This window comes from Streptomyces lacaronensis (assembly GCF_047337785.1).
In the GTDB taxonomy this organism is placed as follows: Bacteria; Actinomycetota; Actinomycetes; order Streptomycetales; family Streptomycetaceae; genus Streptomyces; species Streptomyces lycopersici.
On record NZ_JBLHDK010000003.1, the window covers coordinates 3,861,593 to 3,886,941 of the forward strand.

Annotated in this window: 17 protein-coding genes and 1 pseudogene; 4 read left to right on the forward strand and 14 right to left on the reverse strand. The window is 71.4% G+C overall.

Going from position 1 to position 25,349, the window contains the following annotated elements:
* Window positions 1–31: 31 nt before the first annotated feature.
* The 3 genes from ACMTAK_RS16210 to ACMTAK_RS16220 are packed head-to-tail and all read right to left on the reverse strand — an operon-like array spanning window position 32 to window position 3,665.
* The gene (locus ACMTAK_RS16210; RefSeq protein WP_413806893.1) at window positions 32–988 is read right to left on the reverse strand and encodes a carbohydrate ABC transporter permease; all 957 of its coding nucleotides are present in this window, start codon (window positions 986–988) and stop codon (window positions 32–34) included.
* Entirely contained in the window at window positions 985–1,983 is a 999-nt protein-coding gene (locus tag ACMTAK_RS16215) for an ABC transporter permease (RefSeq protein ID WP_413806894.1), read from the reverse strand. The genes ACMTAK_RS16210 and ACMTAK_RS16215 overlap by 4 nt, the downstream gene beginning before the upstream one ends.
* Entirely contained in the window at window positions 1,983–3,665 is a 1,683-nt protein-coding gene (locus tag ACMTAK_RS16220; protein ID WP_413806895.1) for an extracellular solute-binding protein, read from the reverse strand. The genes ACMTAK_RS16215 and ACMTAK_RS16220 overlap by 1 nt, the downstream gene beginning before the upstream one ends.
* A gap of 310 nt (window positions 3,666–3,975) precedes the next feature.
* Here ACMTAK_RS16220 and ACMTAK_RS16225 point away from each other — a divergent pair.
* Window positions 3,976–6,871 (forward strand): annotated as a pseudogene (locus tag ACMTAK_RS16225) (glycoside hydrolase family 3 C-terminal domain-containing protein).
* A 137-nt stretch (window positions 6,872–7,008) separates the two neighbouring features.
* Here ACMTAK_RS16225 and ACMTAK_RS16230 read toward each other — a convergent pair.
* From ACMTAK_RS16230 to ACMTAK_RS16240, 3 genes are all read right to left on the reverse strand, one after another.
* A complete protein-coding gene (locus ACMTAK_RS16230) occupies window positions 7,009–8,469 on the reverse strand; it encodes an aldehyde dehydrogenase family protein (RefSeq protein ID WP_413806896.1) in 1,461 nt (486 codons plus the stop codon).
* Window positions 8,470–8,705: 236 nt separating this feature from the next.
* Window positions 8,706–10,457, reverse strand: coding sequence for a PucR family transcriptional regulator (locus ACMTAK_RS16235; protein ID WP_413806897.1), 1,752 nt, complete (start codon window positions 10,455–10,457; stop codon window positions 8,706–8,708).
* Between the two features lie 295 nt (window positions 10,458–10,752).
* Window positions 10,753–12,921, reverse strand: a complete 2,169-nt coding sequence (locus tag ACMTAK_RS16240) for a type IV secretory system conjugative DNA transfer family protein (protein WP_413806898.1) — start codon at window positions 12,919–12,921, stop codon at window positions 10,753–10,755.
* Window positions 12,922–13,170: 249 nt separating this feature from the next.
* On the opposite strand from ACMTAK_RS16240, the gene gabT reads away from it, so the two are divergent.
* Both gabT and ACMTAK_RS16250 read left to right on the forward strand, forming a co-directional pair.
* Window positions 13,171–14,520, forward strand: a complete 1,350-nt coding sequence (gene gabT / locus ACMTAK_RS16245; RefSeq protein WP_413806899.1) for a 4-aminobutyrate--2-oxoglutarate transaminase — start codon at window positions 13,171–13,173, stop codon at window positions 14,518–14,520.
* 387 nt (window positions 14,521–14,907) lie between these two features.
* Window positions 14,908–15,573: a phosphatase PAP2 family protein gene (locus ACMTAK_RS16250; protein ID WP_413806900.1), complete on the forward strand. Its 666-nt coding sequence runs from the start codon at window positions 14,908–14,910 to the stop codon at window positions 15,571–15,573.
* A gap of 21 nt (window positions 15,574–15,594) precedes the next feature.
* Here the strand turns inward: ACMTAK_RS16250 and ACMTAK_RS16255 are convergent, their stop codons facing one another.
* From ACMTAK_RS16255 to ACMTAK_RS16285, 7 genes are all read right to left on the reverse strand, one after another.
* Window positions 15,595–17,043 (reverse strand): NAD(P)/FAD-dependent oxidoreductase, encoded by a 1,449-nt coding sequence (locus ACMTAK_RS16255; RefSeq protein WP_413806901.1) that lies wholly within the window; start codon window positions 17,041–17,043, stop codon window positions 15,595–15,597.
* Window positions 17,044–17,048: 5 nt separating this feature from the next.
* Window positions 17,049–17,846, reverse strand: coding sequence for an ABC transporter permease (locus ACMTAK_RS16260; RefSeq protein ID WP_413806902.1), 798 nt, complete (start codon window positions 17,844–17,846; stop codon window positions 17,049–17,051).
* A complete protein-coding gene (locus ACMTAK_RS16265) occupies window positions 17,843–18,796 on the reverse strand; it encodes an ABC transporter permease (protein WP_413806903.1) in 954 nt (317 codons plus the stop codon). Before ACMTAK_RS16265 ends, ACMTAK_RS16260 begins: the two co-directional genes overlap by 4 nt.
* Window positions 18,793–19,944 (reverse strand): ABC transporter ATP-binding protein, encoded by a 1,152-nt coding sequence (locus ACMTAK_RS16270; RefSeq protein ID WP_413806904.1) that lies wholly within the window; start codon window positions 19,942–19,944, stop codon window positions 18,793–18,795. Before ACMTAK_RS16270 ends, ACMTAK_RS16265 begins: the two co-directional genes overlap by 4 nt.
* Before the next feature lie 21 nt (window positions 19,945–19,965).
* Window positions 19,966–21,213, reverse strand: coding sequence for a polyamine ABC transporter substrate-binding protein (locus tag ACMTAK_RS16275; RefSeq protein ID WP_413806905.1), 1,248 nt, complete (start codon window positions 21,211–21,213; stop codon window positions 19,966–19,968).
* 67 nt (window positions 21,214–21,280) lie between these two features.
* A complete protein-coding gene (locus ACMTAK_RS16280; protein WP_413806906.1) occupies window positions 21,281–22,801 on the reverse strand; it encodes a gamma-aminobutyraldehyde dehydrogenase in 1,521 nt (506 codons plus the stop codon).
* A gap of 229 nt (window positions 22,802–23,030) precedes the next feature.
* Window positions 23,031–23,468 (reverse strand): DUF4190 domain-containing protein, encoded by a 438-nt coding sequence (locus tag ACMTAK_RS16285; RefSeq protein WP_413806907.1) that lies wholly within the window; start codon window positions 23,466–23,468, stop codon window positions 23,031–23,033.
* Window positions 23,469–23,583: 115 nt separating this feature from the next.
* Between ACMTAK_RS16285 and ACMTAK_RS16290 the strand changes: the two genes are divergently transcribed.
* Complete coding sequence (locus ACMTAK_RS16290) at window positions 23,584–24,240, forward strand: NADAR family protein (protein ID WP_413806908.1); 657 nt, start codon at window positions 23,584–23,586, stop codon at window positions 24,238–24,240.
* Here the strand turns inward: ACMTAK_RS16290 and ACMTAK_RS16295 are convergent.
* On the reverse strand, window positions 24,180–25,253 hold the full coding sequence (locus ACMTAK_RS16295) for a DUF4190 domain-containing protein (protein WP_413806909.1): 1,074 nt from the start codon (window positions 25,251–25,253) through the stop codon (window positions 24,180–24,182). The genes ACMTAK_RS16290 and ACMTAK_RS16295 overlap by 61 nt on opposite strands.
* Window positions 25,254–25,349 lie beyond the last annotated feature (96 nt).

Below are 25,349 nucleotides of genomic sequence, written 5' to 3' on the forward strand. Positions count from 1 at the left end.
TCGGGTCGGCTGGATACGGGGGCAACCGGCGTCAGCCCTTGACGGCGCCGGTGAGCATGCCCTTGGTGAAGTGCTTCTGGACGAAGGGGTAGAGCACCGCGACCGGGATCAGCGCGAGCACCATGACGGCCATCTGCACCGCCAGTCCGGGGATCTGCTGGGTGGAGATCATCTGGGACATGCCCTGCGGCGCCTGCTGCTTGATCACCAGCTGGCGCAGGATCATCTGGAGCGGCCACATGTCCTGGTCGTTGAGGTAGAGCATGGCGTTGAACCACTGGCTCCAGTAGCCGACCGCGTAGAAGAGCGAGACCACCGCGATCACGGCCTTCGACAGCGGCAGCACGATGCGGAACAGGATCCGCCAGTCCCCCGCGCCGTCGATCCGGGCGCTGTCGATCAGCTCGGGCGCGATGTTCTGGAAGAACGCCCGCAGCACCAGGACATTGAAGACGGAGACGGCCCCGGGCAGGATCATCGACCAGTAACTGCCCTCCAGGCCGACTCCGGTGACCAGCAGATACGTGGGGATGAGACCGGCGTTGAAGAACATGGTGACCAGCAGCACCATCAGGATCGGCCGGTGCAGGAAGGACCCCGGGCGGGACAGCCCGTAGGCGCACAGGACCGAGACGACGGTGCTGAGCACGGTGCCCACGGCGGTGAGCGCGAGGCTGACGAGCGTCGCCCGGGTCACCGTGCCGCCGCTCAGCAGCTCGGTGTAGGCCCGGAAGGTGATCGTCTTGGGGACGATCACCAGCCCCCCGGCGTCGGTGATGGTCCTCTGGTCGGAGAGGCTGGTGACGATCACCACCCACAGCGGGCCGAGGATCGCCAGACACACCCCGACCAGGGTGGCCCCCTTGAGCCCCTGGCCGACCCGGCCGGGCTCCTCCTCCCACACCGGGCGCCGCTCGTCGCGGCGCCGCCGCGGGGGCGGGGCGGCGGGTCCGGCCGGGGCCGCGGTCCGCTCGGTTGTCACGGTCATTTCCGGTAAACCCCCTGCTCGCCGAGCATATGGGCGACCTTGTTGGCGATCAGCACCAGCACCAGGCTGAAGACGCCCTTGATCAGACCGCCGGCGGCGGCGATCCCGTAGTCGGTGTTGGCGATGCCGACCCACCACACATAGGTGTCGAAGACCTCCGAGGCGCCGGGCCCCACCGCGTCGCGCTGGAGCAGGATCTGCTCGAAACCGACGGTCAGCGAGTCGCCGACGCGCAACACCAGCAGCAGGGCGACCACGGGGCGCAGCGCGGGCAGCGTGACGTGCCACATCCGGCGCCGGCGGTTCGCGCCGTCCACGGCCGCGGCCTCGTAGAGGTCCTGGTTGACGGCGGAGAGCGCGGCCAGGAAGACGATCACGCCCCAGCCCGCGTCCTTCCACACCAGCTGGGCGGTGATCAGGAACTTGAAGACGCCCGGGTCGGTCATCAGGTCGAAGCCCTCGTGCCCGTGGGCGCGCAACTGCTGGGCGAGCAGTCCGGCGCCGCCGAGCATCTGCTGGAAGATCGTGATCACCAGCACCCAGGAGAAGAAGTGCGGCAGGTACAGGATCGACTGCACCAGGCCGCGGACCTTGTCGCTGAGCACGCTGTTGAGCAGCAGCGCCAGCGCGATGGGCACCGGGAAGAACAGCACCAGCTGGATGAAGGTGATGGAGAGGGTGTTGGCGAAGGCGTCCCAGAAGCGGCTGTCCTGGAAGAGCAGGGTGAAGTTGTCGAACCCGACCCAGGGGCTGGTCCACAGCCCCTGGGTGAACGGGTCGTAGTCCAGATAGGCGACCGTGGTCCACAGCAGCGGGACGTAGGTGAAGAGCAGGAGCAGACCGACGGCGGGGGCGACCATCAGCAGCAGGGTGCGGTCGCGGCGCAGCCGGTGCCACCATCCGGTGCGGGCGGTCGGGGTGCCGGGGCCCGGCAGGGCATCGCGGCCCGCCGGGGCACCACGGTCCGTCAGGGCGCCCCGGGCCGGCTTGGCCATCAGGCGCCGCTGCCGTTCTTGTCGAGGAGCCCCGCGTACCAGTCGCGGAGCCGGTCGCCGCCACCGCTGCGCCAGTCGCTGATGGCCCGCTGGGCGTCCTTGACCGACTTACGGCCACGGGTGACGTCCTTGGCGAGGTCCTCGAACGGCGTGTAGAGCGAGGCGTACCGATTGGGCTCCTGGATCTGCATTCCGTAGAAGAGCGGTTTCCTGGCGAACTTGCCCATCCGCCGCATCCAGCCGCAGTAGTCCTCGACCATCTGCGGGAAGTCCGGATAGGCGACGCTCGCCTGCGGGGAGACGATGAAACGATAGGTGTCCTGGACGTCCCGGACTCCCGTGGCGTTCTTGACCGGTACGCCCTTCTTCATGTCGTGGTGCACGCCTTCGACGCCGTAGTCGATCAGGCGCTGCTCCTTGGTGCCGAAGGGCGCGGCGATGAAGTTCGCGAGGGCGAGGATTTCCTCGATCTGATCCTTGGAGAGGTTCTTGTTGAGGAAGGACCAGATCTGGGCGGGCGGGTCGAGGTAGATCACCGGATCGCCGCCGTCGGGGCCGAAGTAGTCCATTCCCTGAATCTTGAAGTCGGGGTTGGGACCGGCCTGTTCGAAGGTGGCGCCGTACCACTTGGCGTCGCCGTCGTTGTAGAAGAGGGTCTGCCCGGAGGTGAATCGGGTCAGCGCGTCATTGGCCTTGCCCGCGACCGCGTCGGGGTGGACATAGCCCCCGGCGAAGAGCTTGCGGCACCATTCCAGGGCCTCGAGATAGTTCTCGGTCTCGACCTTGTGGACCAGCTTGCCGTTCTTCTCGATCCAGTAGTACGGCTTCTCCCCCGGGCAGCCGAAGAACCGCTGCGCCGACCACCACATGTCGTCGCAGGCCCACACCTTGCTCTTGGGCCGGGTGATCTCCTTGGCCAGGGCGAGGAATTCCGCCGGACTCTTGGGAACGTGATAGCCCTCCTTGGTGAAGATGTCCTCGCGGTAGTACGGAATGACGCCGGTGAGCGGACGGGAGGGCATCGGCAGCCCGCGGAGCCTGCCGCCGAAGACGGACATCTGCCAGGCGGCGGTGGGAATGGCGGCGAGGTTCGGATATTTCTTGACCTTGTCACCGGAGAGATACGGGCCCAGGTCGGCGAATTTGGCGCTGACCGCGCCATGGATCCGCCCGCCCATCTCCCAGAGCGGGATCATCACGATATCGGCGATGTCACCGGAGGCGAGGACGGCGCCGAGCTTCTCGCCGTAGGTGTTGCCGTCCTGCGGCTGGAGCTTGACCGTGGCGCCGAGCGCCTCGTTGACCGCCTTGTAGTAGGCGTTGTTCTTGGGCGGCGGGGTGCCCCAGAGCGGTTCGAACATCGTGTAGCTGCCGCCGTGGCCGGGCTTGCCCTGCACGGAGGTGACCAGTTCGGCGGCGGGCGGGGCCTTGGTGTAGCCCGGGCTGGAGCCATTGACGCTGGGGATGTCCGGGTCCGCGACCTTCGAGGCCACATAGGTCGGCAGCAGGTTCTTCAGCTCTTTGCCCGAGGTGGTGCCGCCCTTGCCGGAGCCTTCCTCGGTGGAGCAGCCGGTGAGCAGCGGAACCCCTCCGGCGACGGCCGCCGCGGCAACCGCCGTGGAGGCCAGGAAGGTTCTCCGGCTGGGAGGGGAAGTGGAGGCCGAAGCCTGGGAGTTCGGCATTGCGTCAACCCTTCGTGGCGTGCCCGCCGTACGACCGATGGTCGAATTGGCCGAGATTGATCGAAGATTGGTCGAAGCGCTTCGATATTGCGCTGAGGTTAAGACGGGGGGTGGGGTCGCGCAAGAGTGGTGGCGCAAGGTGCCGTTGGGTTGTGCTCCCGTGGAGCCTTGACAGGGTGGGCATGGTGCGCCCAGCATCGAAGCGCTTCGAATCGACGTCGAATCGAGTCGATTCGACGTCAGGGGCTGGGGAAGTCGGCGCACGAGCTGGGGAAAAGGGGCCGTATCCGTGAGCGATGACGGTGATCTGATCACGCGTCCGCCCTTCCGCGATCCGCCCTTCCGCGATCCACGGCTGCCGGTGCGTACCCGCGTCGAGGATCTGCTGGCCCGGCTCACGCCGGATGAGCGGATCGCGATGCTCCACCAGTACGCGCCCGGGGTGAAGCGGCTCGGCCTCGCGCCCTTCCGCACCGGGCAGGAGGCGCTCCACGGCGTCGCCTGGATGGGCCCGGCGACCGTCTTCCCCCAGGCCGTCGGGCTCGGCGCGACCTGGAACCCGGAGCTGGTGCGGCGCGTCGGCGAGGCGGTCGGCCGCGAGGCACGGGCCATGCGCGCACGCGATCCGCGGGTGGGTCTCAATGTGTGGTCGCCGACGGTGAATCCGCTGCGCGATCCGCGCTGGGGCCGCAACGAGGAGGGGTACGCCGAGGATCCGTACCTCACCTCGGCCCTGGCCACGGCCTACACCCGCGGACTGCGCGGCGACCACCCGGAGCTTTGGCGCACCGCGCCCGTCCTCAAGCACTGGCTGGCGCACAACAACGAGACCGACCGGGACACCACCTCCTCCTCGGTACGGCCACGGGTGCTGCACGAATACGATCTGGCGGCCTTCCGCGGGGCCGTGCGGGCGGGTGCCGTGGCCGGGGTGATGCCCGCGTACAACCTGGTCAACGGGCGGCCCAACCACGTCTCCCCATATCTGCGCGAACACTTGCGCGCCTGGACCGACCAGGAGCTGGTGGTCTGCTCCGACGCGGGCGCGCCATCCAATCTGGTCGACTCCGAGCACTACTTCGACACCCATGAGGAGGCCATCGCGGCGGCCCTGCGGGCGGGGGTGGACAGCTTCACCGACCACGACCAGAACCCGTCGAAGACGATCGCGCGGGTGCGGGGCGCGCTGGCGCGCGGGCTGATCGACGCGTCCACGGTGGACACGGCGGTGCGGCGGCTGCTGGGGATGCGGTGTGCGCTGGGCGAGTTCGACGAGCCCGGCGGGCGACCAGAGGAACTCGACGGTGCCTTCGACACCCCCGCCCATCGGGCGCTCGCCCTGGAGGCCGCGGAACAGGCCGTCGTTCTCCTCACCAATGACGGTCTGCTGCCGCTCTCCGAGAACGCCGTCCGCACCCTCGCGGTCGTCGGTCCGCTCGCCGACGAGTGCAAGCTGGACTGGTACAGCGGCAGCCTGATCCACCGAGGTTCGCCGCGCGAGGCGCTGGCCGAGCGGCTCGGCGCGGACCGGGTGGTGTTCGCGGACGGCCTGGACACCGTACGGCTGCGCACGGCGGCCGGTTGGGTGCGGGTGCCGGACGCGGCGGCGGAGGACGAGGGTCCGGCGGAGGCATCGGGCTCGCTCGACCCGGCGCATACGGCGGGCCGTACCGATCTGCCGCCGCTGACCGTCGGCGGCACCCCCACCGATCTGTCCCTGGCCGACTGGGGCGGCGGTGTGCTCACCCTGCGCGCGCCCTCCGGCCGCTATCTGACCGTGGCCGAGGACGGCTTCGTCCGCGCGGCGGCGGAGCAGCCCGGGGGCTGGGTGGTCCAGGAGACGTTCACGCTCGAAGCGCACCCCGACGGACACCTCCTCAGGCACCTGGGGACGGGCGGCTACGTCTGTGTCGCCGCGGGCGGGCTGAAGGTTGCCGAACGTGACGGCGGCGAGGAGGGGACCGGGACCGTCTTCCGGCTGGAGGTCGTCGAGCGCGGCGAGGACGCGGTGGCCCGCGCCGCCGCGCGGGCGGACGCCGTGGTGGTCGTGGCGGGCAACGACCCGGCACATCGGCGGCCGGGAGACCGAGGACCGCACCACCCTCGCCCCGCCCGCCCAGCAGCAGCGGCTGTGGCGCGCGGCCCACGCCGCCAATCCGCGGACCGCGCTGGTGCTGACCTCGAGCTATCCGTACGCGGTCGCGGAGGCGGCCGATGCGCTGCCCGCGCTGCTGTGGACGGCGCACGGCGGCCAGGCGGCGGGCACGGCGCTGGCCCGGGTGCTCTTCGGGGACGTCTCACCGGCGGGGCGGCTGCCGCAGACCTGGTACGCCTCCGACCACGATCTGCCCGATCCGCTCGACTACGACATCATCGCCTCGCGCGCCACCTATCTGTACTTCGACGGCGCCCCGCTCTTCCCCTTCGGGCACGGCCTGTCGTACACCGCCTTCGCTTACGGCGAGCTGTCGGTGCGGCGGGAGGCGGGGCTGACCGTGGAGTGCGAGGTCGCCAACTCCGGTCCGTGCGACGGCGAGGAGGTCGTGCAGATCTACGCGAGCGCCCCGGGGTCGCGGGTCCCGCTGCCGCACCGCCGGCTCATCGCCCATCGCAGGGTGCGGCTGCGCCGGGGTGAGAGGGTGCGGCTGTTCTTCACCGTGCCGGTCGAGGACGCGCTGGGCTTCTGGGACGTGGCGCATGGCCGCTGGACCGTCGACCCGGGGACGTACGAGATTCACGCGGGCGCGTCCAGCGCGGACCTCCGCGCCACCGCCACCGTGACCGTCGAGGGCCCGCCGCCGGCACCGCGCCCGGTGCTGCGGCGCGGTCTGGAGGCCGCGGACTACGACGCGGCGGACGGGATCGTGCTGGTGGACCGCGCCAAGGTCCGTGGGGACGCGGTGGCCTGCCGTGACGACGCGGTCGGCCGGCTGCTCTTCCGCGCCTGTGACTTCGGCGCTGGGGCCACATCGATGACGGTCGAGGCCGCGTACGGCTCCGCTGAGGCGGAGCACGGCGCAAGGGTCGAGGCGCACCTCGCCGACGGCACCACCCTGACCACCGCCGCCGTCCCGCCCACCGGCGGCCGCTACCTCTACACCACGGTCCGCGCCGCCCTGCCCACGCCACCGGCCGGCGTTCACGACCTGCACATCACGCTTCGCGGCGGCGGCCTGAGACTGGCCCGTCTCGGCTTCTCCGGTTGAGGGTCCGAAAGTGGCCGGGACGGGTCAACCCCATGCCTTTTGATGCGCCGGGCCCCTTCTCGCGGCGGGGCCCTTCTCGCGGCGGGGCCCTTCTCGCGGCGGGCCCCTGCTCGCGGCGGGGCCCGGCGGTGGGTGGATCAGAGGTCGAGGCCGGTGAGGACCATGACCCGCTCGTAGGTGTAGTCCTCCATCGCGTACCGCACGCCCTCGCGGCCGACGCCGGACCTCTTGGCGCCGCCGTAGGGCATCTGGTCGGCGCGGTACGAGGGCACATCACCGATGATCACGCCGCCGACCTCCAGCGCGCGGTGGGCGCGGAAGGCGGTCCGCACCTCGCGGGTGAAGACGCCCGCCTGCAGGCCGTACTTGGAGTCGTTGACCGCCGCGAACGCCTCGTCCTCATCCGCCGCCTTGTGCAGGGTGAGCACCGGTCCGAAGATCTCCTCGCAGGAGAGGGTGACATCGGCGGGGACGTCCGCGAGCACGGTCGGGGCGTAGCTCGAGCCCTCGCGCTTGCCGCCGGTGAGCAGCTTCGCACCGGCCCGGACGGCCTCGTCCACCCAGGACTCGACGCGCTTGGCGGCATCCTCGCTGATCAGCGGGCCGACATCGGTGGCGTCCTCGGTCGGGTCGCCGGTGGTCTGCGCCTCGACGGCCGCGACGATCTTCGGCACGAGCTCCTCGTAGACGGACGTGTCCGCGATCACCCGCTGCACGGAGATGCAGGACTGTCCGCCCTGGTAGTTGGAGAAGGTGCCGATGCGGGTGGCCGCCCAGTCGAGGTCGGCGTCGGCGGCGTAGTCCGACAGGACGACCGCGGCGCCGTTGCCGCCGAGCTCCAGGGTGCAGTGCTTGAGCGGCACCGACTCCTTGATCGCGTAGCCGACCTTCTCCGAACCGGTGAAGGAGATGACCGGCAGCCGCTCGTCCTGGACCAGCGCGGGCATCCGGTCGTTGGGCACCGTAAGGACGCTCCAGGAGCCCGCCGGGAGCTCGGTCTCGGCCAGCAGCTCGCCGAGGATCAGCGCGGACAGCGGGGTCGCGGGAGCCGGCTTGAGGATGATCGGCGTGCCGACGGCGAGCGCCGGGGCGACCTTGTGGGCGCTGAGGTTCAGCGGGAAGTTGAACGGCGCGATGCCGAGGACGGTGCCGCGCGGGAAGCGGCGGGTCAGCGCGAGCCGCCCGGTGCCACCGGCGTCGGTGTCCAGCCGCTGGGCGTCCCCGCTGTTGAAGCGGCGGGCCTCCTCGGCCGCGAACCGGAAGACGGACACGGCGCGGCCCACCTCGCCGCGCGCCCACTTGATCGGCTTGCCGTTCTCGTCCGAGATCAGTCGGGCGATCTCCTCGCCGCGCTCGGCGAGACGGCGCGACACATGGTCCAGCGCCGCGGCCCGGACGTGCGCGGGGGTCGCGGCGAACTCCTCACGCACCGCGTCGGCCGCGGCCACGGCCTCCTCGATCTGCGCATCGGTGGGAACGCTCACCACGCCGACGCGGCGGCCGTCCCAGGGCGAGGTGACCTCGAGCGTGCTCTCGCCCGTCGCCTTGCGGCCGGCGAGCCAGAACGCATGGGTGACAGCTTCGTGTGTGTCTGGCACAGCGGATCCCGACCCTTCTGAAGTGGTGTCTCTCCTCCCACCGTAGGCGCGCCCCGCCTGCTCGGCGTTTGTCCGAGGCGTAGCAGTCGGGCGCGCGGGCGCTACGCAATGGCGTGCCGGAATGGGGAGGGATCGGGAGGAGGGGGCTGTCGGCGGTGACCGGAGTGGGACAGCCGGGCCGTGATCGGTGAAGAGTCGGCGGCTCGGGGCGGAGATGAGGCGGAGGTGGGTGCGGTTCAGGCCGAGGCGCCGGGGGCCGTGGCCTTGAGGGCCAGCCAGAGCTCCATGCGGACGTCCGGGTCGTCCAGGGAGCGGCCCAGGATCTCCTCCACGCGGCGCATCCGGTAACGCAGGGTGTGCCGGTGGACGCCGAGGTCGGCGGCGGCCGCGTCCCACTGGCCGTGCCGGGAGAGCCAGGCGCGCAGCGAGGCGACCAGATCGCCCCGGCCGGTGGCGTCGTGCTCGTGCAGGGCGCGCAGCATGCCGTCCGCGAACGCCCTGACGGCGTCGTCGGCGAGCAGGGGCAGTACCGAACCCGCCGCCACCTGCTCATGCTCGACCAGCATCCGGCCTCGGCGGCGCGCCACCGACAGCGCCTGCTCCGCCTGGCGGTAGGCGGCCGCGGCGGCGATGGGGCCCGTGGGGGCGGACAGCCCGATGACGAGCTCGTCGCCGGGGGGCGCGGCGACCGCGGCGCGGTCGCGGGGGCGGGCCTTCGTACCCCGGCGCGCCTCGACGGCCCTGGCGTGCTCGGCGCATGCCGCGACCGCCGCCCCGCCGTCGGGGGCCAGCACGATGAGCCGCTCACCGTCGGGCACGACCAGCACCGACTCGCCGATACGGGCCGCGGCCGCCTCCATGGTGTCGACGAGCGTGCCGAGGGGGTCGCTCTCCCCGGCTTCACCCGCGGCCGTGGTGGTGGCCTCTGTGGGGAGTTGCGCGGGGGCGTCGTCCGCGGCGGAGGGCGCCGCGTGGGCCTGCTGGGCCGTACCACCGGACGGCACCTCGGCGACCAGCATCCGGAACGGCGCGTCGAGCAGCCCGCCGTACAGCCGCCCGGCGACCGCCCGCGCATGGTCGGGCTCGCCCGCGAGCAGCATCCGCAGCACGGCGGCGCCGAGCCGCTGCTCGGCCTCCTGGAGGGCGCGGGAACGCTCGGTGGTCAGGGTCAGCAGCGCGACCGCGGAGTGCACGGCGTAGCGCTCGGCGGTGCCCAGCGGCGCGCCCGTGCCGACCGCGAGCACCCCACGCGTACGGCGCCCGGTGCCCAGCGACTGGAGCTCCACCCGGTCGGCGACGGCCGAGTCCTCGGCCGGTTCCGCGCCCGTGGCCCCGGCCGGTCCGCAGCCCCCGCCGACCACGATGCTCGCGGGGCCGGGGCGGGAGCGCAGCCGCTCGACGTCGGCGGCGAGCCGGGCGGCGCGGCGCGCGGCCCAGTCGGGGGCGGCGGCGACCACGGCGCCGGAGACGTCGTAGAGCGCGGCCCAGCCGTCGACGTGTGCGGCGAGCCGGGCGAGCAGCGCGGCGGGCCCCTCGGCGCCGATGGCGGCACGGGTCAGCTCGCGCTGCGCCTCGAACCCGGCCGTCACGGCCCGGTACTGGTCCGCGGCTATCGCCGCGGAGACGGCCTTGCTGATCGCGATGAACGGGGTGCGGCGGGGTACGCCGAGCAGCGGCAGTCCCTCCTCCTTGGCCGCCGTGGCGAGCGCGGGCGGCACCTCGGCGTAGTTGACGCCGAGCGCGAAGCCGAGCCCCACGACGCCCGCGCCCACCAGCCGCCGCACATAGCGGCTCATCTCCTCCGGGTCATCCGCCTCGATCTGCATCGCGGTGATCAGGAGCAGTTCGCCGCCGTCCATATAGGGCACGGGGTCGGCCAGCTCGCTGACATGCGCCCAGCGCACGGGCGTCTCCAGCCGGTCCTCACCAGCGAGGACGGACAGCTTGAGACCGGGGTGGCGGACGAGTGAGGCGAGCGTGGGAGGCATGGCACCTTCGAAGCGAATGCGACGACTTGCGACGACTTCACCGTCCCGTATGAACGGCTACTGCCGATTCTGCCTCAATGGAGGAAAACGCGGAATTGACGACCTGATTTCGCCACGGGTATGGCCGTGACGCTGCGGTTCCGGTTGCCCCGGCCACCCCGAAGGGGGCAACCGGGGCTGGCTGGGCTGGCTGGGCTGGCTGGGCTGGCTGGGCTACGGAACAACCGGGGCCACCACGGCGACCAGGGCGGAGCGACCGATGACGGCAATGAGGACCGGCCGGAACGGCCGCCGATCACCCGCGCAGATCCACCAGCACCGGGGGCCCGCCCTCGCCCCTTACGGAGGTCACCGACAGCACCGCGTGCCCCGGAGGAACCGCATGGGCCAGCTCCGAGGCGGACCAGCGCTCGCGCTCCACCGTCCGTACGGTCACCGACTGCGTGGTCACCGCCTTGCCGGTGGCGACCTTACGGATGAAGTGCAGCACCTTCGTGAGCGGCTCCTCGGCGATGATCTGCCGGTCGGTGACGTCGCGGGTCTCGACCCACTCCGTCCCCCACACCTCGGCGAACCGCGCCCCGTCCCAGGTCGTCACCCCGGCACAGGCCATCCGGCAGCCGACCGCGCCGAGCAGCGCGCTGCGCAGCGACTCGGGCACGTCGTCGAGGGTGCGGAGGGTGAGCACGGCGCCCGCGTGGGCGGAGCGGAGCCGCTGGATACCGCGCAAGGCCTCGGGCGTGATGGTGTGCGAGGCGTCGTCCAGGACCAGGCAGGCGAACAGCGAACGGTCGGCCCGGCCCACGGCGCACTCGGTGAACTGCGCCAGGACCAGCCGCGCGAGCATCCGCGACGCCTCCGCATGGCCCCGCTCGGGCAGGTCGATACGGACCCGGAGGGGGTGTTCGAGGGCGCGGAGCGAGAACGGGCGGCGGTCGCCCGTGGTGTCGAAGAAATCGGCGAACGCGGGCCGGTCGAGCAGCGCGATCCGGTCCGCGAGCAGCGCGCCCACGTCCCCGGGCGCGCCCGACTGCCGGACCCGCGCCTCCAGCTCACGGGCCTGCGCCCGCTCCCCCGCCTCGTCCAGCGCCTCACGCAGCGCGTTGACGGCCGCCTTGGAACCGTCCAGCAGCTCCCGCAGATCCGGGACGGACGGGAAGCGGCCGTGGGCCGCGCGGTAGGGGCCGAGCAGCTGGGCCAGCGCGGTGGCGGCGCGCCGGCTGTCCCCGCCGGGCAGCGAGGCCGCCATGTCGCCGATCAGGGCCTCGGCGAGGATGCCCGCGGCCTCGTCGGGGTCGGTGGTGCCGCCGTAGAGGTCGAGGTCGTAGCCGGAGTCGGGCCGGCCGATCTTCACCACGACGTCGAACGCCTCATCCGCCCCGAGCCCGGCCCCCGCCGCCCCGACCACCACGACGGCGACCTGCCCGGCGAGCGCCTGCAGACACAGCGACTCCACGACGGGCCGCACCACCCGCCCCGTCTTCCCCGAACCGGGCGGCCCGACGGCCAGCAGCGAGGTGCCGAGCACGTCGGGATCGAGGGCGAGCCCGACGCCGCGGTGCTGGTAAGGATTGCGGGGATCCTCGGCGGCGGTGCCGAGACGGACCTGATGGGCGAGGAGATCATGCCGCGCCGTCCGGACGGGCAGATCCCGCGCCCCGGACGGATGGCCGTACGAGGCGGCGCCATGGCGCAGCACGGTGTCGGTGAACGAGGCGAGCGAATTCCTCCCCGCCCGCACGGACTGCCAGGCGCGCTCGATCCGGGCGTGGTCGACGTCATTCATCGCCCCCGCCCGCGCGTCCGCCGCCAGCCGGTCAGCCGCACTGTGCCCCCCTGCGGCCCGCACATGCGGCCACTCCACCGGATCCCCCTCCGGCCGCCCCGCGGCTGCCGCCTCAGGAGCGGGCTCATCCCAGGCCCGCCGGAAGAGGGGCGCGACGTAACGGCGCCAGACCTCGGGCCAGTGGCCGACACGGCCGAAGATCACGGCGAGGACCCCTGCGAAGATGACTTGGTAGATACGCCAAGCCCAGACAAACGCCATCTTGTCGCCGCCTTCGACCCAGGACTCCGGGGTCAGCAAGTACAGCGGCCAGAGGTAGAAGCTGCCGAAGTACTCGTAATAGATCAGTGACCAGACCAGCCAGCCGCACAACCCCGAGATAAGGGCCCCGCCGAGCAGCCGCTGTCCCGGAATCCGATCCGGCTCCTCCGGAGCCTTCGGCTTGTGCTCGTACGTCCACACCCCCGGCGCCGCCTCGGACCGCGGAGCGCGCAACCAGGCGACGAAGGACGGGCGGGCCGCGGGTGCGGGGACCGGAGGCCCTCCGGGGGCCGCCGGGGGCGCGGTCGGCGGCATCGGCGGCGGGGCGGCGGGAAAGGAGGGCGGGGATTGCGGGGGCGGGGGTGGGGGCGGGTTGTGGCGTGTGCTGCGTGGGTCGAACGTGCCCTCGGTGTCCATGTGCTGCCCCTTGCCCCCTGACCGGCTGTTCCTCGGCTTTCGCGCCATCGCTCAATCTAGTGTTCCCGCGCGGGGAGTTCAGCGACCCGGGCGGGCCCGTCTCACTCGCGGGATCCGTAAGGCCGCTGTCGGGCTATGGCCGTCGCGGACAAGGAAACACGCGCAGTGCTCCCGAACGGAACATGCCTCATCCCTCGCCACACCCATAGCCTGCGACTAAAACCCCTGTTCTTTCCCCTGGAGCCCGTCATGACCGAACTGTCCGGAGGCCCGGCCCTCCCCCAGGAGCGTCGCGTCGTCACCGCCATTCCCGGCCCGAAGTCGCAGGAGCTGCTCGCCCGCAAGAACGCGGCGGTCGCCGGTGGGGTGGGGAGTGTGCTGCCGGTCTTCACCGTGCGCGCGGGCGGCGGTGTGATCGAGGACGTGGACGGCAACTCGCTGATCGACTTCGGTTCCGGTATCGCCGTGACCTCCGTCGGCTCCTCCGCGGATGCCGTCGTGCGCCGGGCGTCCGCGCAGCTGGCGGACTTCACGCACACCTGTTTCATGGTCACGCCGTACGAGGGCTATGTGGAGGTCTGCGAGGAGCTCGCCCGGCTCACGCCCGGCGACCACGCCAAGAAGTCGGCGCTGTTCAACTCGGGCGCCGAGGCGGTGGAGAACGCGGTGAAGATCGCCCGTTCGTACACCAAGCGCCAGGCAATCGTCGTCTTCGACCACGGCTACCACGGCCGGACCAACCTCACCATGGCGCTCACCGCCAAGAACATGCCGTACAAGCACGGCTTCGGCCCCTTCGCGCCGGAGGTCTACCGCGTTCCGCTCGCCTACCCGTACCGCTGGCTGACCGGCCCGGAGAACTGCGCCGAGGAGGCCGCGGCCCAGGCCATCGACATGATCAGCAAGCAGGTCGGGGCGGAGAACGTGGCCGCGATCATCATCGAGCCGATCCTCGGCGAGGGCGGCTTCATCGAGCCCGCCAAGGGCTTCCTGCCCAGGATCGCGGAGTTCGCCAAGTCCAACGGCATCGTCTTCGTCGCGGACGAGATCCAGTCCGGCTTCTGCCGCACCGGCCAGTGGTTCGCCTGTGAGGACGAGGGCATCGTCCCGGACCTGATCACCACCGCCAAGGGCATCGCGGGCGGTCTGCCGCTGGCCGCCGTCACGGGCCGCGCGGAGATCATGGACGCGGCGCACTCCGGTGGTCTCGGCGGCACCTACGGCGGAAACCCGGTGGCGTGCGCGGCGGCGCTCGGCGCGATCGAGACGATGCGCGAGCTGGACCTCAATGCCAGGGCCAGGCGGATCGAGGAGGTCATGAAGGGCCGCCTCTCCGCGATGCGGGAGAAGTACGACATCATCGGCGACCTCCGCGGCCGCGGCGCCATGATCGCCATCGAACTCGTGAAGTCCGGCACCAAGGACCCCAACCCCGAGGCCACGGCCGCCGTCGCCAAGGCGTGCCACTCGGCCGGGCTGCTGGTGCTGACCTGCGGTACCTACGGCAATGTGCTGCGTTTCCTGCCGCCGCTGGTGATCGGCGAGGACCTTCTGAACGAGGGTCTCGACATCCTCGAGAGCGCCTTCGCCGAGCTGTGACTGTGAGTGGTCGATGGGTGGCGTGAAGAAGATGTGCGGGGCCGATGACAGGTGGGTGATCGGTCTGTCGGGCGGGGCTTCGCTGCCGTACGGTCATTGCAGATGAGAGAAACACCCCGCTCGCAGGGGACTGCGGGCGATGCCGAGCCGGTGCTTCCCCAGCCCCGACCCGGCTGTGCCCTCGCGCACACCACTGGAGCCTCCGGCTCCGGATCTCCTCACCGGTCGGACGGCCGCCCGCCCCAAACCCCCCGGGGCGCGCGGCACACCGATCGCCACGGCGGCCCCGGAACCACCCCCCCTGTTCCGGGGCCGCCGACTGTTCACTCCCCTTCCGCGCCACGGGCGCCGTTTTCCGCGCTCCTCACGCCCCTCGCACTGCTCGCCTTGCTCGCGCTGTGCACCTGGCAGATCGCCGCCCACGGCCCCCTGCGCACCGACGACGAACGGCTCGGCCGCACGATCGCCGGCTCGCCGCTCCCCTCCCCCGTCGCCGAGTTCCTCGCCGACCTCGGCAATACGGCGGTGGCGGTCCCCGTCCTCGCCGTCGCCCTCGGCTGGGCGGCGTGGTGCGCCCGGCGCGCGGAAGAACCGCGCTGGTGGCTGCCGCCGCTGGCCGCCGCGGTGGCGATGGCGGCGGTTCCGGCGCTGGTGGTTCCCTTCAAGGCGCTGATCGACCGCCCCGGCCCGCCCGGGCCGCTGGCGGACGAGACCGGATTCTTTCCCTCCGGCCATGCCGCGACGGCCGCCGTCGCCTACGGCGCGGCGGCGCTGCTGCTCCACCCTCTCCTGCGCCCGCGGCTCCGGCGGCCCCTCCTGGTGGCCGTCGCCGTGCTGAACCTCGCCGTGGCCGCCGGGCTGGTCCGGCGCGGCTACCACTGGCCGCTGGACACCACCGCGAGCTGGTGTCTGTCCGGTCTACTGCTGTGGACGGTGCTCAGGGTCAGCCGTTTGAGCCACAACGGCCAGTCCAGCCCCGTCGGCCAGCGGAAAGCAGCGTCCGGCCCCCACAAACCGCAGCCACCCCGGACCGCGCCGAACGACCCGGGGTGACCACGGCGCGGGGTTCCCCCCTCAGCTGTCGAACCCCAGCCCCACCTTGTCCATCGCCTTCAGCCACAGATTGCGGCGCCCACCCTTCCCGTCGGCCCGGGTCATGGACCACTGCGTGATCCCGATGCCCGCCCACCGCACCGGTTCCGGCGGGAAGGGCAGGGGCTTGCTGCGGACCATCTCCAGACGGGTGCGTTCGGTGCGCTCACCGGCGAGCAGGTCGAGCATCACCTCGGCGCCGAACCTGGTCGCCCCGACGCCAAGGCCCGTATAGCCGAGCGCGTACGCCACCCTCCCCCCGTGCGCGCTGCCGAAGAACGCGGAGAAGCGCGAGCAGGTGTCGATGGCGCCGCCCCAGGCGTGGCTGAAGCGCACGCCCTCCAGCTGCGGGAAGCAGCGGAAGAAGTGCTGGGCGAGGGTGCGGTAGGTGGCGGGGTGGTGGTCGTATTCGGCGCGCACCCGGCCGCCGTAGCGGTAGATAACGTCGTACCCGCCCCACAGGATGCGCTGGTCGGCGGTGAGCCGGAAGTAGTGGAAGTGGTTGGCGGTGTCGCTGAGTCCCTGCCTGCCCCGCCAGCCGATCGCGTCGAGCTGCGCCCGGTCAAGCGGCTCGGTCATCAGCGCGTGATCGTAGACGGGGGTGATGTACGGGCGGACGCGGCGTACCAGTGCGGGGAAGGCGTTGGTGGCGAGCGCCACCTGGCGGGCGCGCACCCGGCCGTAGGGGGTGCGGACGGCCATCGCCGCCCCGGTGCTCGCCGGCCGTTCGGCCGGGGTGTGTTCGTAGATCCGTACGCCCAGTTCGGCGCAGGCCCGCGCCAGGCCCCAGGCGAGCTTGGCGGGGTGCAGCATGGCCACGCCGCGGCGGTCCCACAGCCCGGCCAGGAAGGTGGGCGAGTCGACCTCGGCGCGCACCGCGTCGCGGTCGAGGAACTCCTGCTCGCCGACGCCGAGTTCGGCCGCCAGCCGGGCGGCCTCGCGCAACTCCGCCACCTGGTACGGCTCGGTGGCCACATCGATCTCGCCGGTGCGCTCGAAGTCGCAGTCGATGCCGTAGCGCTCGACGGCGGACTCGATGGCGTCGAGGTTGTGGTGGCCGAGCCGTTCGAGTTCGCGCAGCTCATCGGGCCAGCGGGCGGCGCCGTTGCCGAGGCCGTGGGTGAGGGAGGCGGCGCAGAAGCCGCCGTTGCGCCCCGAGGCGGCCCAGCCGATCTCCTCGCCCTCGACCAGGACCACCTCGCGGTCGGGGTCGCGCTCCTTGGCGATCAGGGCGGTCCACAGTCCGCTGTAGCCGCCGCCGACGACGAGCAGATCGCACTGCTCCTCCCCGACGAGGGCGGGGCGGGGGCCGGGCCTGCCGGGGTCGTCCAGCCAGTACGGCCGGTAGGCGGCCCCGGCCAGGGCCTTCCAGGCGGACGGGGTGGGGGCACCCTCGCCCCCGGACGAGCGGGTCATGGCGTCCGTGGCCATGGTTCTCAGCTCCTCTTGCGGCGGGCGCCGGCCAGTTGGCCGACGAGAACGCACAACACCGCGACCGCGAACATCGCCGTTCCGATCACATTGATCTGCACGGGCGTGCCGCGCTGTGCGGATCCCCAGACGAACATGGGGAAGGTCACGGTCGAGCCGGCGTTGAAGTTGGTGATGATGAAGTCGTCGAAGGAGAGCGCGAAGGACAGCAGCGCGCCCGCGACGATCCCGGGCGCGGCGATCGGCAGGGTGACGCGCAGGAAGGTCTGCGCCGGGGAGGCGTAGAGATCCTGGGCAGCCTGCTCCAGCCGGGGGTCCATGGACATCACCCGCGCCTTGACGGCCGTCACCACGAAGCTCAGGCAGAACATGATGTGGGCGATGAGGATCGTCCAGAAACCGAAGTCCACGCCCATGTTGAGGAAGAGGGTGGCCAGCGAGGCGGCCATCACGACCTCGGGCATCGCCATGGGCAGGAAGATCAGGCTGTTGACCGCGGAGCGGGCCCGGAAGCGGTAGCGGGCCAGCGCGAAGGAGATCATCGTGCCGAGGACGGTCGCGCCGATCGTGGCCCATACCGCGATCTTCAGGCTGAGCGAGAGCGAGCCGCACAGGTCGGCGACGCCGCACGGATCGGTCCAGGCGTCGGTGGAGAACCGCTGCCATTCGTAGTTGAACCGGCCGTTGGGCTTGTTGAAGGAGAAGACCAGGACGACGACGTTGGGCAGGATCAGATACGCGAGGGTGCCGAGCCCCGCGATGATCACCAGGTTCCGCCGTATCCAGCGCGTCAGGGCCGTCACACCAGATCCTCCGTCCCGGACTTGCGGATGTAGACGGTGACCATCGTGAGGATGGCCGCCATGAGGATGAAGGACAGTGCCGCCGCCGTCGGATAGTCCAGCACCCGCAGGAACTGCGACTGGATGACGTTGCCGATCATCTTCTGGTCGGTGGAGCCCAGCAGTTCGGCGTTGATGTAGTCGCCGGCGGCGGGGATGAAGGTGAGCAGCGTGCCCGCGACGACGCCCGGCATGGACAGCGGGAAGGTCACCTTCCGGAAGATGGTGACGGGTCGGGCGTAGAGATCTCCGGCGGCCTCGTGCAGCCGGGGGTCGATGCGCTCCAGGGAGGTGTAGAGCGGAAGGATCATGAAGGGCAGGAAGTTGTACGTCAGCCCGCAGACCACCGCGAGCGGCGTGGCCAGCACCCGCTGCCCCTCGGTGATCCCCAGATAGCTGGTGACGTCCAGCATGTGCAGCGAGTTGAGCGCGCCCACCACCGGGCCGCTGTCGGCCAGGATGGTCTTCCAGGCGAGGGTGCGGATCAGGAAGCTGGTGAAGAACGGCGCGATGACCAGGATCATCACCAGGTTGCGCCAGCGGCCCGCCCGGAAGGCGATGAGGTACGCGAGCGGATAGCCGAGCAGCAGGCACAGCACGGTGGCGGTGGCGGCGTAGAGCACCGAGCGCAGGAAGTGGGGGTAGTACTCGGTGAGCGCGTCCCAGTAGGTCTGGAAGTGCCAGGTGACCTTGAAGCCCTCTTCGAGGGAGCCGGTCTGCACGGAGGTCGACGCCTGGTAGACCAGCGGCGCGGCGAAGAAGATCAGCAGCCAGAGGATGCCGGGGAGCAGCAGCCAGTAGGGCACCAGCCGCTTGCGGACGGCGGAGTTGACCAGGGGCGGCTTCCGTACGGGCTCGGGTACGGGCCCGGCGGCGTCCGGCGGGGCGTCGGGAGTCGCCGTCGCGCTCATGGGGCCTCCTCGTCCAGCTCCGTACCGGCGTCGATGTCCTGGGCCGCGTCGAGGCCGAAGGTGTGGGCGGGGTTCCAGTGCAGGACGACCTCGGCGCCGGGGACGAGCCGGGCGTCGCGCTCGATGTTCTGCTCGTAGACGGTGATCTCGGGGCAGTCCGGGGTGTTGATGAGGTACTGGGTGGAGACGCCGATGAAGCTGGAGTCGACGATCCGCCCGGTCATCCGGTTGCGCCCCTCGGGGACGGTCCCGGCGTCCTCGGAATGGGCCAGGGTGATCTTCTCGGGACGCACCCCCACCAGCAGTTTCCCACCCGTGCGGACGGGGGCGCTACATCGGTCGGCGGGCAGGGCGAGCTTGCCGCCGGCGGCGGTGAGCACGAGGTCGCCGCCGCTCTTGTCGGTGATCTCGGCCTCGATGAGGTTGGAGGTGCCGAGGAAGTTGGCGACGAAGGTGGTGCCGGGGTTCTCGTAGAGCTCGGCGGGGGCGCCGCGCTGCTCGACCCGGCCGCCGTTCATCACCGCGACCGTGTCGGCCATGGTCATGGCCTCCTCCTGGTCGTGGGTGACATGGACGAAGGTGATGCCGACCTCGGTCTGGATGCGCTTGAGCTCCAGTTGCATCTGACGGCGCAGCTTGAGGTCCAGCGCGCCCAGCGGCTCGTCGAGCAGCAGCACCCTGGGGTGGTTGATCAGGGCGCGGGCGACGGCGACGCGCTGCTGCTGGCCGCCGGAGAGCTGCTGCGGTTTGCGGCGGGCGAAGTCACCGAGCTGGACCAGCTCCAGCATCTCCTCGACCTGCTTCTTCACCGATTTGACCCCGCGCCGGCGCAGTCCGAAGGCGACGTTCTCGAAGATGTCGAGGTGCGGGAAGAGGGCGTAGCTCTGGAAGACGGTGTTGACGGGCCGCTTGTGGGGCGGGAGGACGGTGATGTCCTCGCCGGCCAGCTGGACGGTCCCGGTGGTGGGGTCCTCCAGGCCCGCGATCATGCGCAGAGTGGTGGTCTTGCCGCAGCCGGAGGCGCCGAGCAGGGCGAAGAAGGAGCCGGCGGGTACGTGCAGATCGAGCGGGTGGACGGCGGTGAAGGACCCGTAGGTCTTGCTGATCCGGTCGAGCCGGACGTCGCCGCCGGAGGTGGGCTGGGTCATGGCGGTGCGCTTCCTCGCTTGTCAGGCGCCGGTGAGCTTGGCGAACTTGTCCTCGAATGCCGCCTCTTCCTTGCTGGAGAGCGAGCGGAAGGAGTGGGACTTGGCGGCCATCTCCTCGTCCGGGAGGATCAGCGGATTGTCCGCCAGCGCCTTGTCGATCTTCGCGAGCTCCTCGCGCACCCCGTCGACCGGGCAGACGTAGTTGATGTACGCGGCGATCTTCGCGGCGACCTTGGGCTCGTAGAAGTAGTCGATGAGCCGTTCGGCGTTCCTCTTGTGGCGCGCCTTGTTGGGGACCAGGAGGTTGTCCGTGGCCGTCATATAGCCGGCGTCGGGAATGGCGAACTCGATCTCGGGGTTGTCCGACTGGAGCTGGATCAGGTCCCCAGCCCAGGCCATACAGGCGGCGATGTCGCCCTTGGTGAGGTCGCCGGTGTAGTCGTTGCCGGTGAAGCGGCGGACCTGGCCCCGGTCGGACGCCTTCTGGAGGCGGGCGATCGCGGCGTCGTAGTCGTCGGCGGTGACCGTCTCGGGGTCCTTGCCCATGTCCAGGAGGGTCAGCCCGACGGTGTCGCGCATCTCGGTCAGCAGCCCGACCCGGCCCTTGAGCTCGGGGTCCTCCAGCAACTGCGAGACCGAGGTGACCTTACGGCCGCCGGTGGCCTTCTTGTTGTACGCGATGACGGCGGGGATACCGGTCCACGGGTAGGAGTGGGCGCGGCCCGGGTCCCAGTCCGGGGTGCGAAAGGGTTTCGCCAGGTTGGTGTACGCATGGGGCAGTTGGGCGGGGTCCAGCGGCTGTATCCAGCCGAGCCGGATCATCCGGGCGGCCAGCCAGTCGGTGACGCAGATGAGGTCGCGGCCGGTGTCCTGACCCGCCGCGAGCTGCGGCTTGATCTTGCCGAAGAACTCGACGTTGTCGTTGATGTCCTCGGTGTACTTGACCTTGATGCCGGTACGGCGCCGGAACGCGTCCAGGGTCGGATGGCGGCCGCCCTTGCCGACGTCCATGTACTCGGTCCAGTTGGAGAAGGCGAGCCGCTTCTCCTCGGCCGAGTGGTCATCCGAGGCGTTGTCCACCTCGGTGCGCCCCGCGGGCGGGATACCGCAGCCACCGAGTGCCCCGAGCCCGCCGACGGCGATCGCGCCGGCGCCTCCCGCACGCAGCAGGGAGCGGCGGGTGAGCGCCATCCGGCCACTGGTCATGGAGCGCCGCATCGCGGCGATCTGTGGTGGTGACAGGCTCTCGGGCTCGTGCCGTGCTTCCATAAGCTGTGCCTTTCGAGGGTGTCGGCCGGTGGCGGCCGGCCGAGGCCACGCGGAGGTGGCCGCACATTCAGGTCTGTCGGTCACCGAAGACCGTGCGGTGCCAGTCCTTGCGGACCACCGCGGTGTTGTCGAACATCACATGCTTGACCTGCGTGTACTCCTCGAAGGAGTACGCCGACATGTCCTTGCCGAAGCCGGATGCCCGCACCCCGCCGTGCGGCATCTCGCTGATGATCGGGATGTGGTCGTTGATCCAGACGCAGCCGGCCCGGATCTCGCGGGAGGCGCGACCCGTACGGTAGACATCGCGGCTCCAGGCGGAGGCGGCGAGACCGTAAGGGGTGTCGTTGGCGAGCGCGATGCCCTCGTCGTCGCTGTCGAAGGGGAGGACGACCAGGACCGGGCCGAAGATCTCGGACTGGACGACCTCGCTGTCCTGGGGCGCCCCGGTGATGAGCGTGGGCCGGTAGTAGGCGCCCTTGGCGAGGTCGCCGCCCGGGGCCTCGCCGCCGGTGACGACGGTGGCGTAGCCGCGGGCCCGCTCCACGAAGCCCGCCACGCGGTCGCGCTGGGCGTGGGAGATCAGCGGGCCGAGGTCGGTGTGCGGATCGAAGGGATCGCCGAGCCTTACGGTCGCCATGAGATCGGCGACGGCGGCGACGAACGCGTCGTACAGCGGGCGCTGCACATAGGCCCGGGTGGCCGCGGTGCAGTCCTGTCCGGTGTTGATCAGCGCACCCGCGACGGCGCCGTGGGCGGCGGCCTCCAGGTCCGCGTCGTCGAAAACGACGAAGGGCGCCTTGCCGCCGAGTTCGAGATGGATCCGCTTGACGGTGGCCGTGGCGAGCTCCGCGACCCGCTTGCCGACCGCCGTGGAGCCGGTGAAGGAGGTCATCGCCACGCCGGGGTGGGAGACCAGGCGCTCGCCCGCCTCGCGGCCGGTGCCGCTCACCACGTTGACGACACCGTCCGGGAGGCCCGCCTCCGTGGCCGCCTGGGCGAACATCAGCGAGGTCAGGGGCGTCAGTTCGGCGGGCTTCAGCACGATGGTGTTGCCCGCGGCGATGGCCGGGAGGACCTTCCACGCCGCCATCTGGAGGGGGTAGTTCCAGGGGGCGATGGAGCCGATGACGCCAATGGGCTCGCGGCGGATGTACGAGGTGTGGTCGCCGCTGTACTCGCCGGCGGCCTTGCCCTCCAGGTGGCGGGCGGCGCCCGCGAAGAAGGCGGTGTTGTCGATGGAGCCGGGCACATCGAACTCGGTGCTGAGCTTGATGGGCTTACCGCACTGCAGCGACTCGGCGTGGGCGAGGTCGTCCGCCCGCTCGGTGAGCGCCGCGGCGAAGCGGTGCATCGCGTCGGACCGCTCGCCGGGGGTGGCGCCCGCCCACTCGGGGAAGGCGGCCTCGGCGGCGGCCACGGCGGCGTCGACATCGGCCATACCGGCGAGCCGGTAGCTGAACACCTGCTCGCCGGTGGCCGGGTCGACGACCGCGTGCGTGCCCTCGGAGCCGCCCTCGCGCGGACGGCCCGCGATGTACTGGGCACCGTCGGCGAATCGCTCCGTCACGTCGAACCGCTGATCCATCGCGCTCTCCTCCGCCGATCCGCCCATAGGGGCACGGCGTAGCTACAACCGGAATTGATGGCCGATCCTGACAGAGGAGCAGCGCTTCAACAAGGGATTCCGTTGTTGCTTTTTGGTTTCGCGACGGATTCAGTGATCAGAGTGGGCTCGGCGTCACCGTTTCCGAGCCGGACCCCGGTCCGGACCGACGGATTGAGCAGCCGGTCCGGACGGCCGGTCCGGGCGCCGTCTAGAAGACGGAGTCGATGGCGGCGTCCAGCGCGGCGAGGTAGATCGCCGGGAGCACCATGCCGATGATGCCGCAGACCAGACCGGCGGTGGCCGAGCCCCCGTTGTTCGCCTCGCCGCGGCCGACCTTCCCCTTGCCGATGGCGCCGAAGATGATCGCCAGGATGCCGAGGATGACCGCGAAGACCCACAGGAAGTAGGTGATCCCGCAGACCAGACCGACGATGCCGCAGACCAGCGCGGCCGTGCCCATGCCATTGCTCAGCTGCGTCGGCATCCCGGCCGCCCCCGGATAGAGGGGCGGCGCGGCGGGGTAGCCGGCCCCGGGGTACTGCGGCTGCTGCCCGGCCGGGGGCTGCGCCGGCGGCGGGGGCGCGGCGTAGGGATTGGCCTGTGGGTCGTACGGCCCCTGCTGTGGGCCGGGTGTGTTGCTGGACATCGTCGGTCTCCCCTCCTGGTTAACGTCCGGCAATGTTATGGGCAGGACTCATCCCTGGACAGGCCAATTGCGCAGGTCGGCGGGGCTGTCGGTGGCGGATGCGAGAATCCTGGGCATGAAGACGAACGGGGTGGGGGATTCGGTTTCGGCGGAGGGGAGTCCACCGGTTTCGGCGGACGGGGGCCCTCGGTCGGTCGAGGAGCTGGTCGAACGGGCGGCGCGCGGTGAGCGGCTGAAGTACGTCTGGTTCTGGGGGCATCGGCCCAGGCCGGACGGAAGCGTGGGCTCCGGGTGCTTCAGCCAGTGGTGGCCGTCGCCGTTCACCGTGGCCGGGGTCACCTACGCGACGGCCGAGCACTGGATGATGGCGGGCAAGGCGCGGCTGTTCGGCGACGCGGAGGCCGAGCGCTCGGCGCTCGCCGCCTCCCATCCCAAGCAGGCCAAGGACGCGGGCCGCGCGGTGCGCGGCTTCGACGAGGAGACCTGGCGGCGTCATCGCTTCGGGCTCGTGGTCGAGGGCAGTGTGCACAAGTTCGGCCACCACCCCGAGCTGCGCGACTATCTGCTGGGCACCGGGTCGCGGGTGCTGGTGGAGGCCAGCCCGGTGGACCGGGTGTGGGGCATCGGGCTGGCGGCGGACGACGAGCGGGCGGCGGACCCGGCCCGCTGGCGCGGGCTCAATCTGCTGGGGTTCGCGCTGATGGAGGCGCGTCAGCGGCTGATGTCGGCGAGCGGGGGCGGGAGCACCGCGGGGGCCGAGACGCTGGCATAGCCCGGGTCGTCATCGCTGCCCGAGTCGTCGTCCTCGGCGGCTATGTAGACGAAGATCATGACCACGCTCGCCACCACGGCGCTCACCCCGAGGATCACTCCGGCCAGCGCGGAGCCGCCGTTGGTCGCCTCGCCGCTGGCCGCCCTGGAGCGGCCGAGGACCCCGAAGATGATCGCGAGCACACCGAGGACGATACCGAGCACGATGCTCGCGAAGAGCACCAGGCCGATGATGCCGAGGACCAGGGCGGCCGTGCCATGGCCGTTGTTCGGCACATACGGCCCGCCCGGCCAGCCCTGGCCGTACGCCCCTCCGGGGTGGGCGGCGGTGCCGGGATAGCCGGTGCCGGGGTAACCCGTGCCGGGCTGGGCGGTGCCGGGGTAACCCGTGCCCGGGTAGGCGTAGCCGGGATGGCCCTGGCCCGGTGCCCCGCCGTAAGGGGACTGCTCGTACGGCGCCTGCTGCGCGTACCCGGGCTGGGCGTACCCGTTCTGGGCATACCCGTTCGGCTGGGCGTACCCGCTCTGGGCGTACCCGTTCGGCGCGTAGCCCGCGGGGCCGTACGGTCCGGCCGGGTAGGCGCTGGGCGTGCCCGGGCCGGTCGGCGCGGGTGGCGGCGGGGGCACCGCGCCCGGCGGGAGCACCTGGCCCCGTGGCCGCGCGGCGCTCGGCGGGGGCGGCGGAGGGGGCGGGGGCGTCGGGCCCGGCATGGCGGGATGTGAGGTGAGGGTCGGCTGCTCGGCCACCTTGGGCCGGGGAGCGGGGGCCGCCGGGGACCGGGGCGCGGATATGTCCTGTTCGCCCCCGCCCACCGCGCCGTCCGCCGCCTTGTCCGCCATGCCCGCACCGCCCGCGCCGCTGTCCGCCGCGCCTGTCTCCCCAGCGGCCTTGTCCATCGCGACCCGCCGCGCCGGTGGAGCCCAGGGGTCGCGGTCGAGCGGCTCGGGCTGCCTCGGCAGTCCGGGTCGCCGCTGCTCATCCGGCGGCTCGGACGGGTCGTGCTGGTCGGCCATGGAGCTCCCCACAAAGACGTCCGCCCATGCTACGGCCTGTGGCGAGCCCGTCGGCGCCACACAATACGATGACCGGAACCCGCCGTCGGCGGGCGT

What these genes read in the sequence shown, in the direction of transcription:
- ACMTAK_RS16285 (WP_413806907.1), bottom strand. Translation starts at nt 23,468, where the DNA reads ATGTCCAGCAACACACCCGGCCCACAGCAGGGGCCGTACGACCCACAG.
- ACMTAK_RS16275 (WP_413806905.1), bottom strand. Translation starts at nt 21,213, where the DNA reads ATGGAAGCACGGCACGAGCCCGAGAGCCTGTCACCACCACAGATCGCC.
- ACMTAK_RS16295 (WP_413806909.1), bottom strand. Translation starts at nt 25,253, where the DNA reads ATGGCCGACCAGCACGACCCGTCCGAGCCGCCGGATGAGCAGCGGCGA.
- ACMTAK_RS16240 (WP_413806898.1), bottom strand. Translation starts at nt 12,921, where the DNA reads ATGGACACCGAGGGCACGTTCGACCCACGCAGCACACGCCACAACCCG.
- ACMTAK_RS16215 (WP_413806894.1), bottom strand. Translation starts at nt 1,983, where the DNA reads ATGGCCAAGCCGGCCCGGGGCGCCCTGACGGACCGTGGTGCCCCGGCG.
- ACMTAK_RS16290 (WP_413806908.1), top strand. Translation starts at nt 23,584, where the DNA reads ATGAAGACGAACGGGGTGGGGGATTCGGTTTCGGCGGAGGGGAGTCCA.
- ACMTAK_RS16265 (WP_413806903.1), bottom strand. Translation starts at nt 18,796, where the DNA reads ATGAGCGCGACGGCGACTCCCGACGCCCCGCCGGACGCCGCCGGGCCC.
- ACMTAK_RS16235 (WP_413806897.1), bottom strand. Translation starts at nt 10,457, where the DNA reads ATGCCTCCCACGCTCGCCTCACTCGTCCGCCACCCCGGTCTCAAGCTG.
- ACMTAK_RS16220 (WP_413806895.1), bottom strand. Translation starts at nt 3,665, where the DNA reads ATGCCGAACTCCCAGGCTTCGGCCTCCACTTCCCCTCCCAGCCGGAGA.
- ACMTAK_RS16280 (WP_413806906.1), bottom strand. Translation starts at nt 22,801, where the DNA reads ATGGATCAGCGGTTCGACGTGACGGAGCGATTCGCCGACGGTGCCCAG.
- ACMTAK_RS16255 (WP_413806901.1), bottom strand. Translation starts at nt 17,043, where the DNA reads ATGGCCACGGACGCCATGACCCGCTCGTCCGGGGGCGAGGGTGCCCCC.
- ACMTAK_RS16210 (WP_413806893.1), bottom strand. Translation starts at nt 988, where the DNA reads ATGACCGTGACAACCGAGCGGACCGCGGCCCCGGCCGGACCCGCCGCC.
- ACMTAK_RS16270 (WP_413806904.1), bottom strand. Translation starts at nt 19,944, where the DNA reads ATGACCCAGCCCACCTCCGGCGGCGACGTCCGGCTCGACCGGATCAGC.
- gabT (WP_413806899.1), top strand. Translation starts at nt 13,171, where the DNA reads ATGACCGAACTGTCCGGAGGCCCGGCCCTCCCCCAGGAGCGTCGCGTC.